The following is a 15,861-nucleotide window of genomic DNA, read 5'->3' on the forward strand; positions in this document are numbered from 1 at the left end:
AGACCGTCGGGCCAAAGCAACAAAGGAGCAGTCTGGGCGTTCTGATCAGCCGCTTGCGGAGCAGCCGAAGACATGACCATGCCGCAAATCCTGTCGTTTGCCGTCACCTTCGTGATGATGGCAGCGTTCGTATGGGGTCGCTATCGCTATGATCTCGTCGCTGCCGCGGCGCTGCTGCTCGCCCTCGCCGTTGGGATTGTGCCGTTCGACAAAGCCTTCAGCGGGTTTAGCGACGATATCGTGATCATTGTCGGCAGTGCTCTGCTGGTGAGCGCAGGCATAGCGCGATCGGGCATCATGGAACTCGCCATCGCGCGCTTTGCTCCCAAATTGTCGGGAGTTCGCTCGCAACTGGCGCTGCTGGTGATCGTGGTGACGTGCCTGTCTGCCTTCGTCAAGAATATCGGCGCGCTGGCGATCATGATCCCGATCGCCTTTCAGTTCGCGCGCCGGTCCGGCACCTCGCCATCGATATTTCTGATGCCAATGGCGTTCGGGTCATTGCTCGGCGGTCTCATGACGCAGGTGGGCACTTCCCCGAACATCGTTGTTTCCCGGGTGCGAGAGCAGTTGACCGGAACGGCGTTTACAATGTTCGACTTCGCGCCCGTCGGAGCGGCTGTCGCCGCCGCCGGCATGATCTTCCTAATGTCTTTCTATTGGCTGTTGCCGGTGCGCGAAAAGCTCGGCGGGGCGCTGAATGAAGCCCTCGACATCAAGGACTACCTCACAGAGGCGCGCGTTGTCGGCGATTCCACCGTGCTTGGGAAGACCGTCGCCGACGTCATAAAGCTTGCCGGCGGCGATGCCGTCGTGACCTCGATCCTGCGCAATCGGACGATGCGGATGACGCCGCTGCCCGATGCTGTCCTGAAGGTGAACGACATCCTGTTGCTCGAAGGCGACCCGGCGGCGCTGGATCGCCTTGTCTCGCAAGGCAAGCTCAGCGTCACGGGCGATCGGGTGAATGAAGAGGTCACCACCAGCGAGATGGTCGCTATCGAGGCCGTCATTGGCGAAAGCTCGCCTTTGATCGGCTGGACGGCCCAGCGACTTGCCCTCTACGATCGCTTCAACGTCAACCTCCTGGCTGTCAGCCGTCGCGGCCAGCGCCTCGATCGCAGGCTCGCCAAGGTCGAGCTAAGGCTCGGCGACGTCGTCGTGTTGCAGGGCAATGCAACCACAATGCCCGAGACACTGCGCGGACTAGGCTGCCTGCCGCTGGCGGAAAGGCCTATCCTTCTTGGCAGCGTGCGCAAGGGTATCGTGCCCGTGGTAATCCTCGCCCTTGCCATGCTCACGACTGCCGTGGGTCTGCTCCCTGTTCCCGTCGCTTTCTTTGCGGCCGCGGTCGGGATCGTGCTGTTCAAGGTCATCCCGCTCCGCGACGTCTACCAGTCGCTGGATGGCCCAATCCTGGTGATGCTCGCCGTTCTCATCCCGGTGAGCGATTCGCTGCGCACTACGGGGGCGACCGCGCTGGTCGCCGCAGAGCTTGCCAGGTTCGGGACCATTCTTCCGGCGCCCGGCGCACTGATGCTCATCCTCGTTGCCGCCATGGCCGTGACGCCATTCCTCAACAATGCCGCCACCGTGCTTGTCATGGCGCCCGTCGCGTCGGAATTCGCCGCCGATCTGGGCTACAGGCCGGAAGCCTTTCTGATGGCTGTCGCCATCGGCGCCGGCTGCGACTTCCTCACGCCGATCGGGCACCAATGCAACACCCTTGTCATGGGGCCGGGAGGCTATCGTTTCAGCGACTATCCGCGTCTGGGGCTGCCGCTGTCGTTTCTTGTCGTCATTGTTGCCGTGCCGATGCTGGCGATCGTCTGGCCAATGAACTGACAAGCCATGGACGGATACGAACGACCTCGCTCTACCAAGCTGCCGGGAAGTTCACCGCAAATTGCTCTTCGGAAACAGCACGCGATCGGGTTCTGCATTCATTCGCGCCAGCATTTCCTTGATCAAGCGTGTTTTGGTGCGCCCAGCTTCCTTCGGCGGCACGAGGTAGCGCACGATGGCTTCGAGCCAGGTATTTTCACTGACGCGAAAATGCACCACCGGATGCTCCTTCACTTGCAACTCGTCCACCGGCGTTTTCGACAGGATGTCCTTATAGACCTTCACCTTCTGGCTCATGATGTCGCCGATCTGCTCGTCCACGACCTCTCGCATGGTTTTCGCCACGAATTCCAGATCGCTGTCGTAGCGAGCTGGAACTTGATTTCGTTCCAGACATAAGGAAACAGCGGCCAGGAATAGTTGAAGACCGGCGTGTCGAACACGGTGGAGTTCGGGAATTTGATGACTCGTCCGCTCGGATGATCGGTCCAAAGATGTTCGCCGCCGAATTCCCATAACGTCGTGTCGAGATAGCTGACGTCGATGACATCGCCATGGGCGTCGCCGATGCGAATCCGGTCGCCGACGCGATAGGGCGCCCGGGCCAGAATATAGATCCAGGCGATGAAACTGGAGATCGGCATCTGCAGCGCGAAGCCGAGAGTCAGTGAAATCAGCCCGAGCGAAACGACGGCGGCGTACCAGTTCACGAACAGAACCGAGATGGCCACGAAGACGACGGCGACCACGACGATCAATCGAAAGATTCGTTTCAGGTTGAAGCGCGAAACGCGATTGGGAATTCGGCCGATGAGAAAGACTTCGACGATATTCGCTATCGTCAACATGACGAAGATGAGAAGGCCGCCCCAGACGTAGTTCAGCACGCGGGCGCGCAAAGGCGCCTCAAACCATTCCACGCGCCAATTGATGAGAAGTTGGACGGCAAAGAGCAGCAAGGCTACGGCAGCGAAACCAGCCGTCCACCAGAGGTCTTCCTTGCGAAAGCTGAAGCGGAACTTTTCCTCGGGCTTTTTCGCCTGCTGCTGGATCGTTTTCGGATCGGCAGTCCGCTGCGCGGCCCGTTCGAGCCGGGAAAGGTTCTCCTGTTCCTTGTCGAGCCGTTCCATGGATTCGCCATCCGATGTCGCATCAACATCGAGCAGCGGCTAATCGTTCCGCGACGGCGGCGTTGGAATGAGGCGTTTGCCGGCGCTGGGATCTCGTCGCTATGTGGACGTGCTCGAACCGGATCGGGTTCCCCGACCGCTGCCGACCCGTCACCTGGCCGCCGCCGTCCCTTATTGCCGCTGGCGCGGGCTCGGCGCCGCCGGCGACGCGTGGGCGGCCCGGCGGAGCGGGCCCGAACATTCTGTTTAGGAAGCGATAGGCGAGTCTATGTTCGGCTGAGGGCCGGGCGAGGGGCGGATTATCTGCGATGATCTTCATTCCGCGAATTGGATCCGACGCGCCAAATGTAAGCTGTTCCTGCAGATTTTTCTCGCAACCAATTTGATCTATCTTGACACCGGTTGCGATACCAATGTCATATTGGTCCTAAGAATCCCGAGATTGGTTTCAAATAGTTGCTAGAGGCAGCGAGCCGATGAACGTGACTGACAGCAAGGGATATCGAACCGTTTCGAGGAGGAGCGCCATAGACGGCGCCGTCACCGACGAAAGTGGGAGCGATGGTCACAGTCGCCTAACACTTAACGAACTCGCGCAGACGATGGACAGCCGGGGCCAGCCCCATGTTGAGAAGGTGCGATCTGAATGGAACCGAAGACGCCGTGACACGGCCCCGGTTCTAAAGGTCCATGAACTCAGTAAGAATTTCGGCGCGGTCAGGATCCTTAACGACGTCACTTTCCAGATGGCGGAAGGGGAGGTCATATCCCTTATTGGCGCGTCTGGCTCGGGAAAGAGCACGTTGTTGCGCTGCATAAATTTTCTGGAGACGCCGACCTCAGGGAGGATGGAGGTGATGGGCGACGCAATCTCCATCACCACCAATCGACCGGGCAAGAGCGAAATCACCAACCGCGCAAAGATCCGGCTCTTTCGCCAGCGGACTGGCATGGTGTTCCAGAACTTCAATCTCTGGCCGCACCGGACCGTGATCGGCAACGTGACAGAGGCGCTCGTCTACGTGCTCGGGAAAGGAAGGCGGGAGGCCGAGGATATGGCGCTTTCGGCGCTTTCCAAGGTGGGGATGGCCGAATTCCGCGACCGCTATCCCAGTCAGCTTTCAGGCGGTCAACAACAGCGCGTGGCGATCGCACGGGTGCTGGCGATGCGACCAAAGATCATGCTTTTTGACGAGCCCACATCCGCGCTCGATCCGGAACTCGTGGGCGAGGTGCTGAAGGTGATCCGCACGCTGGCCGAAGAGGGGGCGACCATCCTTCTCGTCACCCATGAAATGCGGTTTGCGCGCGACGTGTCGAGCCGAATGATATTCCTGCGCAAAGGTATCCTTGAGCAGGACGATGCGCCGGAAGAGTTGTTTCGCAACCCTGCCTCGGAGGCGGTGAAACGGTTTCTCTCCAGCGTCATGCCAGCCGCCGCGTGATCGCGGTTTTCTTCAGCAGAACAAGAAAAGGGGTAACACTCATGCTTTCAGTTCAAACGTTTCGTTCGATTTTCGTATCCGGTTTCATGCTCGCCGCCGCAGCCGGTGCCGCGCGCGCCGAGGAAGGCGTCCTACGCGTCGGCACGGAAGGGGACGCGCCGCTGTTCAGCATGGCCGACGCCAACGGAAACGTCACCGGCTTCGACGCCGACGTTGCCAACGGTATCTGCGCCGAACTCAAGATGAAGTGCAAATTCGTGGTGCAGGCTTTCAGTTCGCTGGTTCCCTCCATGGATAGCGACCGCTTTGACGTGATCATTTCCGGCCTTGGCATCACTGCCGAGCGTCAGAAGAAGATCAACTACTCCATCCCGTACGCCACCACCCCGCTCTATTTCGTGGTCCCCAAAGATTCCGCTCTTGCCGGGCTCAAGAGTCTCGAGGAGATCGAAAAGGCGCTCGCGGGAAAGAGTGTCGGCGTCGTGACAGGTACGACCTATGCCAAATTCATCGGCAAGCGGGCGACCAGCGCCGATCTCAAGACTTATGATGCCACCACTCAGCAGACCGCTGATCTTGCGGCTGGCCGCCTGGATGCCGCTTTCGGCGACTCCCCGACCTGGATGGATTTCCTCGCTACACCGGACGGCGCCAACTTCACGAAGATCGATGTGAAGATTACGGCGATGAGCGATCCTGAAACCCTCGGCCACGGCATGGGTGTCGGCATGCGCAAGGGGAATGCCGAACTCAAGGCTAAGGTAGATGCCGCGCTCTGCAACATGATCGATGGAGGTAAGATCAAGGAGTCTTCCCTCAAGTGGTTCAAGGACGACTACACCATTCCGTGCAATAAGTGATCCTCTCGCAACAACTGGCCGTCGCAGCCCGCGGCGGCCCGACGGGTGTCATCCATGTTTGAAACTATCTGGTCGCTGGTTGTGGAGCAGGGCTGGGGACTCGCTTTGCTGCGCGGCGCCTTCGTGACGATCTGCATCGGGCTGGTCGGCATGATGATCGGGTTGATCGCAGCCGTCCCGTTTGCCATAGCGCGCTGGCAGCGGCTCCCGGTGCTGTCCCAGATGATCGATGTCTACAGCATCGTCGTCCGCGGCGTGCCGGGTCTTCTTGTGATCTATCTCCTGTTCTTTGGCTCTGTCGACTGGGTGCAGAAGATAGCCGTTGCCTTCGGCTACCGAGACATGGCTGAAAGTGCCTACCCGTCCATTATCGGCATCCTCGCCATCGCGACCATTTCCTGCGCCTATTCGATCGAGGTGATGCGAGGCGCTTTGGAAGCCGTTCCCAACGGTCTTCTTGAAGCCGCGAAATCTTTGGCGTTGCCTCGATCGGTCGCCTTTTTCAGAATCACGTTGCCGCTCGCGTTGAGACTTGCTCTCGGCGGGATCAACAATGTCTGGCAGATGACGATCAAGGATACTTCACTCGTTTCCATCGTCGGCATGCAGGAACTCATGCGTATGGCGGCTATCGCGGCGGGCATCACGCGCTCGCCACTTCTCTTTTACTGCATCGCTGCCTCGCTGTTCTTCGCCATGACAGCAGTCAGCCAGACCCTGTTCGGCCTGGCTGAGCGCCATATCAATCGCGGCTTCAGCGGAGGTTAGAATGGATTTCACCATTATTGCCTATGCGATTCCGTTCCTTCTCACCGGCGCAAAGACAACGCTTCTGATCTCGGTGTTCGGCGTGGGCTTAGGACTGCCATTCGGCATCCTGGTGGCGCTCGCGCGCACTTCGCGCAATCGCTTGGTTTGCACGGCGGCCGACGCCTATTGCGCCGTCTTTCGCGGCACGCCCATGCTGGTGCAGATATTCGTGATCTACTACGGATTAGGGCAGGTCGGGTTCTTTCGCTCCAACCCGGTGATTTGGTGGCTGATCGGCGACGGCCTGCACGCAGCCATTCTCGCGGTCCTGTTGAACACCGGTGCCTACACAGCCGAAATCTTTCGAACCGCGTTTTTATCCCTGCCGCGCGGGCTGATCGAGGCGGCGGAAGCCTGCGGCATGTCGCCTTGGATTATCTTGCGCCGGATTAAGTTCCCGCTGGCTTTGCGACAAGCGCTGCCATCCTACAGCAGTGAGGTTGCCATCATCGTCAAAGAATCCAGCCTCGCTTCGACCATCGCTGTGCTCGAAATCACCGGTTGGGCCAAACGCCTGATGAGCGAAACCTTCGCCATTATGGACATTTTCATCATCACCTCCGTCTTCTACCTCACCCTCAATGTCGTCGGACTGACTGCCTTGAAGCTTTTGGAGCGGCAACTTTGGTTCGAACGGCGTTCAACGCGCAGAAAGGCCACATCCCTATGTCCAAGTTGACGTTCATCGACCAGAATGTTCTTCCGCGCCCACGCGAAGGGCAGCCTCTGCCCGACCGCCTTGTGGAGGGCGATCCACGTTTTCTGAGCTGGGATATCGCCCAGACCGCAGACGGCGCCGTGAAGGCAGGGGTCTGGGAGGTCACGCCTGGCGCCTATCGTTCGATTAAGGGCGAGACTTTCGAGTTCTGCTACATCCTTTCGGGTGTCTCCGAACTCACTGAGGATGGCTGCCCGCCGCGCCGCATCGCGGCTGGCGACGCCTTCGTCATGCATCCGGGATTCACCGGCGTATGGCGTGCCATCGAAACCACGCGCAAACTCTGGGTCTCACGTGATTGACCGGTTTGCGCTTGCCCGCCGACCCGACCAAAAGCTGGTATGTTCCCATGACCGCCGATTCCGCTGGCCCCTTCAAATCCACGCCCTATTGGTGGGAGGATTGCACCTTCTCTCCCCTCCCAGTCCGCCGGGTCGCCTCCAAATGCGACGTGGCGATCGTTGGGGGAGGCTATGCAGGACTTTCGGCGGCCATCGAGCTTGCTCGTGCCGGTCGCAGTGTTCAGCTTTTCGATCGCCAGTCGCTGGGGCAGGCGGCTTCCAGTCGTAATGGCGGCATGGCGAGCGGGAGCATTCGACCCGGGCGCAAGGAATTGATCAGAAGATTCTGCGAGGCCCGCGCCACCGAGATCCTGATGGAGGGAAAGGCCGCACGGGAAGACCTGTGGGCCTTTCTGAAGGAGGAGAAGGTGGAGTGTGACTTCCATCTCTCCGGCCTGTTCGTCGGCGCGATCAACGCTGATGAATGCGACGAACTCAGCCGCTCCGCCGATCTACTGCGGCGCTTTCTGGGCATCGAGGCTCATCCCGTCGGCCGGTTGGACGTGCCGACCTATATCGGGACGGATTTCTACACGGGTGGATTCGTGCGGATGGATACCGGTGGCCTGCATCCGGCCAAGCTGCTTGCGGGTATTATACGGGTGGCAATGGCAACCGGAGCGGTAATCCATGAGAACACAGCCGTTACGGGAACCATCGCCGAGGCCGGCGGGGTCCGTGTGAGAACGTCGCGCGGTGACGTTCTCGCCAGGAAGGTGCTGATCTGCACGGATGCCTATACCGACGGCTTCGATCCTTGGCTGCGACGCCGTATTGTGCCGGTGCGCAGCCGCATCATCGCTACCGAGCCATTGGCAGAAGGCGTCATGGACCGGTTGATGCCGAAGCGCATGATGTATGGCGATATGCGCCAGCTCAGCTATTACTATCGCCCTTCGGCGGACGGATCGCGCATCCTCTTCGGCGGCAGGGACGGCACCACGGCGGGTGACGCGCTGGCGCCGACCACCCATTTGCGCAGCGAACTTGGCCGAATTTTCCCCGAACTGAGGGGCGTCGGCCTGACGCATAGTTGGTTTGGCCAGGTCGCCATGCATCGCGACATGGTGCCTCGGATTTTCACCTCGGGTGATACGGTTTACGCCACCGGCTTCTGCGGCTCCGGAGTGGTCTGGGCCCGCTGGCTGGGCAAGAAGGCCGCCTTCAAGATCCTCGGCGAAACCGAAAAGGCTCAGTCCGCCTTCGATTTCGACCCCGCTCCGAAGGCCGTGCCGTTTTACCGCGGCAAGCCATGGTTCATCCCGCTTGTCTATTCCCTTTACGAATGGCGGGATAAGCGTGCGATGCGCCGTCGCCAGCCCGAAGCAAAGAGGCGATAACCTTGCTCTTCCTTGGGGACGGGCCCGCCGCGTACAGGAACTTCATCTTGTCTGGATGGCGCGCACCGCGTCCGTCGTGAAAACAGTGTCAGATGCCCCGCCTTGAATAGAACGACAGGCGATTAGCGTTCGAACGCGCCATTCCGCTCGGTTCGGCAATCTCAAAATTTTGGCGATGAGGCCTACTCACCCCATTGTCTCCGATCCGAGTATGTTGGCTCTCGCGGTCAAGATATGGCTATGCATTCTTTGTTCGGCCTGCCCACCATCGCGGTCAGTGATCGCCTGTAAGATCGCGCGATGATGAGCCGTATACTCCTGCATACGCTCTTTCGTCAGAGACAGCTCTTTCATGCGCCCCCAAAGACGCCCCGCCCGAAGCGAGTGAATACCTTCGTAGAGCGAGGCCAGCAATCCATTGCGGGCCGCCACCACTACCAGTTGATGGAACGCGGCGTCCCAACGCTCGAACTCCGCCAGCGTCGCGGCGGTACTGCCATGCTGGATGACCTTGTGCATCTCTTCAGTTTCATAGGGGGTCGCCCGCAACGCCGCGAGCGCCGCCACCTTCGGCTCGATGATTAATCGTGCTTCGAAGACCTCAGCGGGATAGGTCCACAGTTCCTTCCGGGAGGCGTCGTGTGCGCGATACGGAGCGCTGGCAGTTGCCCCTCGCTCGGCGACGAAAGTGCCACGCCCGACATGGCGAAGCAGGCGCCCCTCTTGCTCCATCTCAGCCAGCATGCGCCGGAGGGCCGTGCGGGGTAAACCTAGCTTGAGCGCCAGATCGCGCTCGGGTGGCAGCCGGTCGCCTGGCTGCAATCCTGCCGCCTCGATGAAATCCCTCAAAACGACGGTCATGCAGCCACTCCAGAACGAATCGGGCAGATTTCTCCGCAACCAATTTGATCTATATTGACACCGGTTGCAATACCAATTTCATATTGGTTCCAGCGATCGTCCGACTGGTTGCGCATGTTTTCTAAAGCCGCGAGAGGATGGGTGTGAGTCAGACAGCAAGGGATATCGAACCTTTTTGCGTGGATGCTGCGGCTATCATTGCAAGCGCTCCTGTGGATCTGCTGGTGGGCGGCAAATGGACAAGTGCAACCGGCAGCAATCGGTTTAATGTCGCCGATCCATCCAACGGGCGCACGATCGCATCTGTCGCAGACGGCGCAGTCGCCGACGGAATCCGGGCGATCGATGCTGCGGAGGCTTCTGCGACGATGTGGAGGCAAACACCCTCACGCCGGCGATCGGACATCCTGATGCGCTGCCACCAGCTCATGCGCGATCGTGCCGAATGGCTGGCGCAACTGATATCTCTGGAGAACGGCAAGGCCCTCCCGGACGCTCGCGCAGAGGTAACCTATGCCGCGGAGTTTTTCCGATGGTACGCCGAGGAGGGGGTGCGTACTCTCGGCGACATCGGCCAGGCGCCGGGCGGTGCAAACCGAATCCTGGTTCAATACCAGCCGATTGGCATCGCCGTTCTTGTCACGCCCTGGAATTTCCCTGCGGCCATGGCGACCCGCAAAATCGCCCCGGCGCTCGCGGCGGGTTGCACGTGCGTACTGAAGCCGGCGGCTGAGACTCCACTGACCGCGTTGGCGATCGGTGCGATCCTCATGGAAGCCGGTTTGCCCGAAGGTGCCGTCAACATCGTGACGACCACGGCCGCGGGGCCTGTGGTGAGCGCGATGCTGCACGACAGTCGGGTGCGCAAACTGTCATTCACGGGTTCGACCGCCGTTGGGCGCATCCTGTTGCGTGAGGCCGCCAACCGGGTCATCAGCTGTTCCATGGAACTCGGCGGCAACGCTCCTTTCATCGTGTTCGATGATGCGGATCTGGACGATGCCGTGGCCGGCGCCATGGTCGCCAAGATGCGCAACGGCGGAGAAGCCTGCACTGCGGCGAATCGCTTCTATGTGCAGCGCGGCATTTACGACGCTTTTGTCCGCCGGCTTACCCAGGAAATGTCCTCGCTTTCAGTGGGGCCGGGTCTCCAAGCGACGACCCAGCTCGGGCCCCTTATTACCGCGACGGCCGTGGAGAAGGTTGATCGCTTGCTGAAGGATGCCGTTGCCCGTGGGGCGCGTATCGAAACGGGCGGCAAACCGCGGCCTGGCGAGGGCTTCTTCTATCCTCCGACAGTCCTAGCTGACGTTTCCCCCGATTCCGACATCGCGAAGGAAGAGATCTTTGGGCCGGTCGCAGCGGTCACGCCCTTCGATACGGAAGACGAGGCTGTCCGGCTGGCGAACGACACGGAGTATGGCCTCATATCCTACGTCTACAGTAGTGATCTCAGACGCGCCCTGAGGGTCGCCGAACGCATCGAAAGTGGAATGGTCGGCGTCAATCGTGGCCTAGTTTCGGACCCGGCAGCGCCGTTCGGGGGGATGAAGCAAAGCGGGCTCGGCCGCGAGGGAGGGCATCACGGCCTGCTTGAATATCTCCAACCAAAATACGTCGCGACCAACTGGTAATACCGCAAAATCGCTTCTCCGCCGAGTTGCGCCACATATCGGTCGTGCAGGTTTACGCTAGCTACTTCTGGGAAACCGACAAGCCTGCTTGCGGGCCCTTCCGGTTCTTCGAGACTGGAACTTATGATATCCCACGCACGTCAACGATTGGGCGAGCAGCCGCGTCGAGTCCTTTCCCCTTGCCAACGCCGCCACCTTCCCCTAATCTCCCTTGTGAGAAAACCTTTTCCCAAATCGCCCCGCGCCCGCTGACCTGACCCGTCATCTTCGCGCAGGGCGATAAGGGAAAACCTTTTCCCAACTCAGGGATGCGCCTCGAACCATGTCCGCCGACGCCGAGCCAGCGCCAGTTTCCGCCAAGCCGCCGGTCACCCTGCGCGAGGTGGCGGCTGCGGCCGGCGTCAGCGTGGCGACGGCGTCCAAGGCGCTGAACGGGCAGGGGCGCATGACCGCCGAGACGCGCGAGCGCATTCGTGAGGTGGCGCAGCGTCTCGGCTTCCGGCCGAACCACCTGGCGCAGAGCCTGCTGCGCAAGCGCTCCTTCACCGTCGGCCTGCTCACCAACGATACCTATGGCCGCTTCTCGCTGCCGCTGATGGCCGGCGTTTCGGATGCGCTGGTCGACAATGGCGTCTCGGTGTTCCTGTGCAACGTCGAGGACGACACGCGGCTCGGCCAGCTGCATGTCGAGGCCATGCTCGACAAGCGCGTCGACGGCATCATCGCCACGGGAAAACGCATCGACCGCCATCTGCCGATCGATCTCTCCAATCTGCGCATTCCCGTCGTCTATGCCTTCACCCAGCCGGATCCCGGCGCGGTCGGCCTGGTTTCCGACGACGCCGGCGGCGCGCGGCTCGCGGTCGAGCATTTTTTGCGGCTCGGGCGCCGCCGCATCGCCCATGTCACCGGACCGGCGGGCTTCACCGTGGTGCATGCGCGGGCCGAGGCTTACCGGGAGGTGCTCGAGGCGCACGGCCTGCCGGTCGGCGAGCCGCTGCTCGGCGCCTGGTCGGAAGCCTGGGGCCACGATGCGGTGGCGAAACTGTTCGGCAACGGCCGGGGCAGGCAAGGCTGGCCGGATGCCGTCTTTTGCGGCAACGACCAGATCGCCCGCGGCGTCATCGACGCGCTGCGCGAGCGCGGCATTCGCGTGCCTGACGATGTCGGCGTCATCGGCTTCGACAATTGGGAGATCGTGGCCGAGGCGACGCGCCCGCCGCTGACCTCGGTCGACATGAACCTTTCAGCGCTCGGCCGCGAGGCCGGGCTCGCTCTGCTTTCGCTCGTGGGCGGCCAGCCGGCCGCGCCGGGCATCAGGAAACTGCCGTGCCGGCTGGTGGTGCGTCAGTCATGCGGCCGTCCGCCGGACGGCTGAGGCATCGAACGAACGGCCGTCGCGCAACGGCCAAATTGGGAGGAGAACCATGAGGAGGAATACCGTGAAAACCATGTTTGCCAAGCTGGCCTTGGCCGCAGCCGTGATCGGCGGCGGCCTGCAGGCGGCGTCCGCCGAGACCGCCAACATCTGGGTGCGCGCCGACGGCTCGAATTTCATGCCGCGCATCGTCGACGCCTTCAACAAGGCGCACAAGGACCAGATCAAGCTCGACATCATCCCGAACGCCGAGATCATCCCGAAATATGGCGCGGCCGCCGCCGGCGGCACCGCGCCCGACGCGCTGTCGCTCGACCTGATCTACACGCCGTCCTTCGCCGCCGCCGGCCAGCTGGAAGACATCACCGACTGGGCGAAATCCTTGCCCTATTTTTCGAGCCTGTCGCCGGCGCATGTGAAGACCGGCACCTATAAGGGCCGCATCTACGGCCTGCCGTTCTCGGCCGATTCTTCGGTGCTGATCTGGAACAAGAAGCTGTTCAAGCAGGCCGGGCTCGATCCGGAAAAGGGGCCGAAGACCTGGGCCGAGATCGAGGCCGACGCCGAGAAGGTCAACGCGCTCGGCGGCGACATCAAGGGCTTCTACTTCTCCGGCAATTGCGGCGGCTGCAACATCTTCACCTTCACGCCGCTGGTCTGGGCCTCGGGCGGCGACATCCTCTCCGAGGACGGCTCCAAGGCGACGCTCGATAGCCCGCAGCTGCGCGGCGCGATCGACCTCTACCGCTCGATGGTCAAGAAAGGACTGGTGCCCGAGGGTGCGCAGACCGACACCGGCGCCAACTTCTTCGCCGCCTTTGCCGGCGGCAAGATCGGCCTCTCGCCGTCCGGCGCCTTCGCCATCGGCGCGCTCAACACCCAATACCCTGATATCGACTACGGCATCACCTTCCTGCCGGGCAAGGATGGCGGCTGGTCGTCCTTCGCCGGCGGCGACAATTTCGTCGTCACCAAGGGCACCAAGAAGATCGCCGTGGTGAAGGAGTTTTTGGACTTCGCCTACTCGCTCGAGGGCCAGACCATCCTCGCCAAATATGGTAGCCTTCCGGTGCGCGGCGACATCGCCAAGGAAGCGCTCAAGGACCTCGATCCGCGCTACCAGGTGGCGGCCGAGGCGATGGCCAAGGGCCGCACGCCCTATTCGGTGGTGTTCAACGACCTGATCAACTCCGCCAACGGGCCGTGGACGCAGATGGTCAACGAGGTCTTCTTCGGCGACGATGTCGACGGCGCGATTTCGAACGCGCAGGAGACCATGCAGTCGATCATCGACCAGGCGCCGAACAAGTAAAGCGCGGCCCTAAACCTCCCCCTCGAGGGGAGGTCGGGCCGCAGGTCCGGGTGGGGTCGCCCGCGAAGTACGCCGACGCTATCTCCCCGTAGGCGCACTTCACAGCGGACCCCACCCCGGCCTTCGGCCGGACCCTCCCCTCAAGGGGGAGGGGGACGCCGCGCTAAATGGCAGGATTATCGCGTTGAGAAAGCTCACTCATCATCATCGTCAAGTTGAGGCGCCGCGAGGTTCGCTTCCTCTTCTCCCCTTGTGGGAGAAGGTGGATCGGCGCGCAGCGCCGAGACGGATGAGGGGTGTTCCAGGGAACACCAGCATCTCACTCCGCTGGAACACCCCGCATCCGTCGCCTTCGGCGACACCTTCTCCCACAAGGGGAGAAGGGGGAGCCAAGCCATGACCTCCATCGCCGCAACCCACGCGCCCGCCCGAGCCAGACGCATCGGCGTCAGCCGCCGGCAATGGGTAGGCCTGCTCTATGTCCTGCCGGCCGTCGCCTTCGTCACCGTCTTCTTCGTCATCCCGCTCGGCATGACGGCGTGGATGTCGCTGCACAACTGGCCGCTGATGGGCGAGCACGCTTTCATCGGCCTCGACAATTACTTTGCCATCCTGCGCGACACCCGGTTCTGGAACGCGCTCAAATTCACCTTCTACTACACGCTGATCGTCACCATCGCGATCTTCGCCGTCGCCTTCCCGCTGGCGATCTTCATCGAGCGGCCGCGCCCGCTCACCAATCTCTACCGCACAGCCTTCTTCATGCCGGCGGTGGTGGGCTTTGCTTCCGCAAGCCTGCTGTGGTCGTGGCTGCTGAACGTCGATTCCGGCCTGTTCAGCCCGGCCGCTTACGACCTCGGCCTGACCGAGAGGAAGGTCAATCTTCTCGCCACCTTCCAGCCGGCCTTCTGGTCGATCATCGCCATGGTGGTCTGGAAAGTGGCCGGCTTCACCATGATCATCCTGATGACCGGCCTGCAGTCGATCCCGCAGGACCTGCAGGAGGCCGCCGTCATCGATGGGGCAGGGCCGTTCGCCCGCTTCAGGGCGATCACCCTGCCGCTGATGCGCCGCACCTTGGCGCTGGCGCTGATCCTGTCGGTCGCGGGCTCGATCCTCGCCTTCGACCAGTTCTACATCATCCTGCGCGGCGGCCCGCGCAACCAGACGCTGACGGCGGTCTACTGGATCTTCAACCAGTCCTTCGTCTCGTTCAAGCTCGGCTACGGCGCGGCACTTTCCATGGTGCTGCTGGTCATCCTGGTGGCGCTCAGCCTCATCCAGCTCTGGCTGCTGCGCAAGCCCGAGGGGCTCGACTGATGGCCGAGGCGATGTCGCAGCACCGCAAGGCGGCCTTCAGCCTGGCCAGGCATTCCACCGGCATCATCGCCTCGGTGCTGTTTTTGGCGCCGATCGTGTGGACGGTGCTCTCCACCTTCAAGCCCGCGCAGGAAGCGCGCCAGCCGCCGCTGCCGCCCTGGCCGACCACCGGCTTCTCGGTCGAGAACTATCAGACGCTGAACACCTTCGGCGACGGGCTTTGGGCCTCGGCGCAGAACAGCATCTATGTCTCGGTGATGACGGTGTTGCTCTCGGTGCTGGTCAGCGTGCTCGCCGGCTACGGCTTCTCGCGTTTCCGCTTCCCGTTCCGGGACTTCTTCTTCATCCTCATCCTGTCGACGATCATGATCCCATTCCAGTCGATCCTGACGCCGATCTTCCTGGTGCTGACGAAACTCGGTCTGCACAACACGCTGACCGGCCTGGTCTGCGTCTATGTCACGCTGCAGCTTCCCTTCTCGATCTTCATGATGCGCAACGCCTTCGACGCCGTGCCGCGCGAGATCGAGGAGGCGGCGCGCATGGATGGCGCCAACAATGTCACCATGCTGGTCAAGGTGATGCTGCCGCTGGTCTGGCCGGGCGTCGTCACCATCGCGCTTTTCGCCTTCCTCGGCGCCTGGAACGAGTTCCTGGCCGCGCTGGTGCTGATGACCGACCAGTCGAAATTCACCCTGCCGGTGATGATGACCGCGCTCCAGTCCGGCCGCTTCGGCGCCATCGATTGGGGCGCGGTGCAGGCGGGCGTCACGGTGATGATGGTGCCCTGCCTGATCCTGTTCCTCGCGCTGCAGCGCTTCTACATCCGCGGCCTGATGGCCGGGGCCGTCAAATGATTTCCCGCAT

13 protein-coding genes and 1 pseudogene are annotated in these 15,861 nt (G+C 61.7%); 12 read left to right on the top strand and 2 right to left on the bottom strand.

Annotated elements, in window-relative coordinates; all coding sequences use genetic code 11:
• The first annotated feature begins 72 nt into the window (after positions 1–72).
• The gene (locus CK222_RS17205) at positions 73–1,845 is read left to right on the top strand and encodes an SLC13 family permease (protein WP_095801179.1); all 1,773 of its coding nucleotides are present in this window, start codon (positions 73–75) and stop codon (positions 1,843–1,845) included.
• 51 nt (positions 1,846–1,896) lie between these two features.
• On the opposite strand, the pseudogene CK222_RS17210 reads toward CK222_RS17205, so the two are convergent.
• A pseudogene (locus tag CK222_RS17210) lies at positions 1,897–2,975 on the bottom strand (mechanosensitive ion channel family protein).
• A gap of 476 nt (positions 2,976–3,451) precedes the next feature.
• Here CK222_RS17210 and CK222_RS17215 point away from each other — a divergent pair.
• From CK222_RS17215 to CK222_RS17240, 6 genes are read left to right on the top strand one after another with little or no spacing between them, the layout of a single operon-like run.
• Positions 3,452–4,420, top strand: coding sequence for an amino acid ABC transporter ATP-binding protein (locus tag CK222_RS17215; protein WP_280951770.1), 969 nt, complete (start codon positions 3,452–3,454; stop codon positions 4,418–4,420).
• 41 nt (positions 4,421–4,461) lie between these two features.
• Positions 4,462–5,280 (top strand): transporter substrate-binding domain-containing protein, encoded by an 819-nt coding sequence (locus tag CK222_RS17220; protein WP_095801180.1) that lies wholly within the window; start codon positions 4,462–4,464, stop codon positions 5,278–5,280.
• 54 nt (positions 5,281–5,334) lie between these two features.
• Positions 5,335–6,048: an ABC transporter permease subunit gene (locus CK222_RS17225; RefSeq protein WP_095801181.1), complete on the top strand. Its 714-nt coding sequence runs from the start codon at positions 5,335–5,337 to the stop codon at positions 6,046–6,048.
• A gap of 1 nt (position 6,049) precedes the next feature.
• Complete coding sequence (locus CK222_RS17230) at positions 6,050–6,769, top strand: ABC transporter permease subunit (RefSeq protein WP_067329696.1); 720 nt, start codon at positions 6,050–6,052, stop codon at positions 6,767–6,769.
• Positions 6,757–7,110 (top strand): cupin domain-containing protein, encoded by a 354-nt coding sequence (locus CK222_RS17235; protein ID WP_067329699.1) that lies wholly within the window; start codon positions 6,757–6,759, stop codon positions 7,108–7,110. Before CK222_RS17230 ends, CK222_RS17235 begins: the two co-directional genes overlap by 13 nt.
• Positions 7,111–7,157: 47 nt before the next feature.
• Positions 7,158–8,489 carry an FAD-binding oxidoreductase gene (locus CK222_RS17240; protein WP_095801344.1) on the top strand — a complete coding sequence of 444 codons (1,332 nt, stop codon included), beginning with the start codon at positions 7,158–7,160 and terminating at the stop codon, positions 8,487–8,489.
• A 186-nt stretch (positions 8,490–8,675) separates the two neighbouring features.
• Here the strand turns inward: CK222_RS17240 and CK222_RS17245 are convergent, their stop codons facing one another.
• Positions 8,676–9,350 (bottom strand): FCD domain-containing protein, encoded by a 675-nt coding sequence (locus CK222_RS17245; protein WP_095783156.1) that lies wholly within the window; start codon positions 9,348–9,350, stop codon positions 8,676–8,678.
• A 137-nt stretch (positions 9,351–9,487) separates the two neighbouring features.
• Between CK222_RS17245 and CK222_RS17250 the strand changes: the two genes are divergently transcribed.
• The 5 genes from CK222_RS17250 (at position 9,488) to CK222_RS17270 (ending at position 15,851) form a co-directional block, all read left to right on the top strand.
• Positions 9,488–10,984, top strand: a complete 1,497-nt coding sequence (locus CK222_RS17250; RefSeq protein ID WP_095801182.1) for an NAD-dependent succinate-semialdehyde dehydrogenase — start codon at positions 9,488–9,490, stop codon at positions 10,982–10,984.
• Positions 10,985–11,306: 322 nt separating this feature from the next.
• Positions 11,307–12,362, top strand: a complete 1,056-nt coding sequence (locus CK222_RS17255) for a LacI family DNA-binding transcriptional regulator (protein WP_095801183.1) — start codon at positions 11,307–11,309, stop codon at positions 12,360–12,362.
• A 64-nt stretch (positions 12,363–12,426) separates the two neighbouring features.
• Positions 12,427–13,674 carry a sugar ABC transporter substrate-binding protein gene (locus CK222_RS17260; protein ID WP_095801184.1) on the top strand — a complete coding sequence of 416 codons (1,248 nt, stop codon included), beginning with the start codon at positions 12,427–12,429 and terminating at the stop codon, positions 13,672–13,674.
• Between the two features lie 396 nt (positions 13,675–14,070).
• Complete coding sequence (locus tag CK222_RS17265; protein WP_095801185.1) at positions 14,071–14,994, top strand: sugar ABC transporter permease; 924 nt, start codon at positions 14,071–14,073, stop codon at positions 14,992–14,994.
• Positions 14,994–15,851: a carbohydrate ABC transporter permease gene (locus CK222_RS17270; RefSeq protein WP_067000383.1), complete on the top strand. Its 858-nt coding sequence runs from the start codon at positions 14,994–14,996 to the stop codon at positions 15,849–15,851. The genes CK222_RS17265 and CK222_RS17270 overlap by 1 nt, the downstream gene beginning before the upstream one ends.
• Positions 15,852–15,861 lie beyond the last annotated feature (10 nt).

It is taken from the genome of Mesorhizobium sp. WSM3866 (assembly GCF_002294795.1).
Classification (GTDB): domain Bacteria; phylum Pseudomonadota; class Alphaproteobacteria; order Rhizobiales; family Rhizobiaceae; genus Mesorhizobium.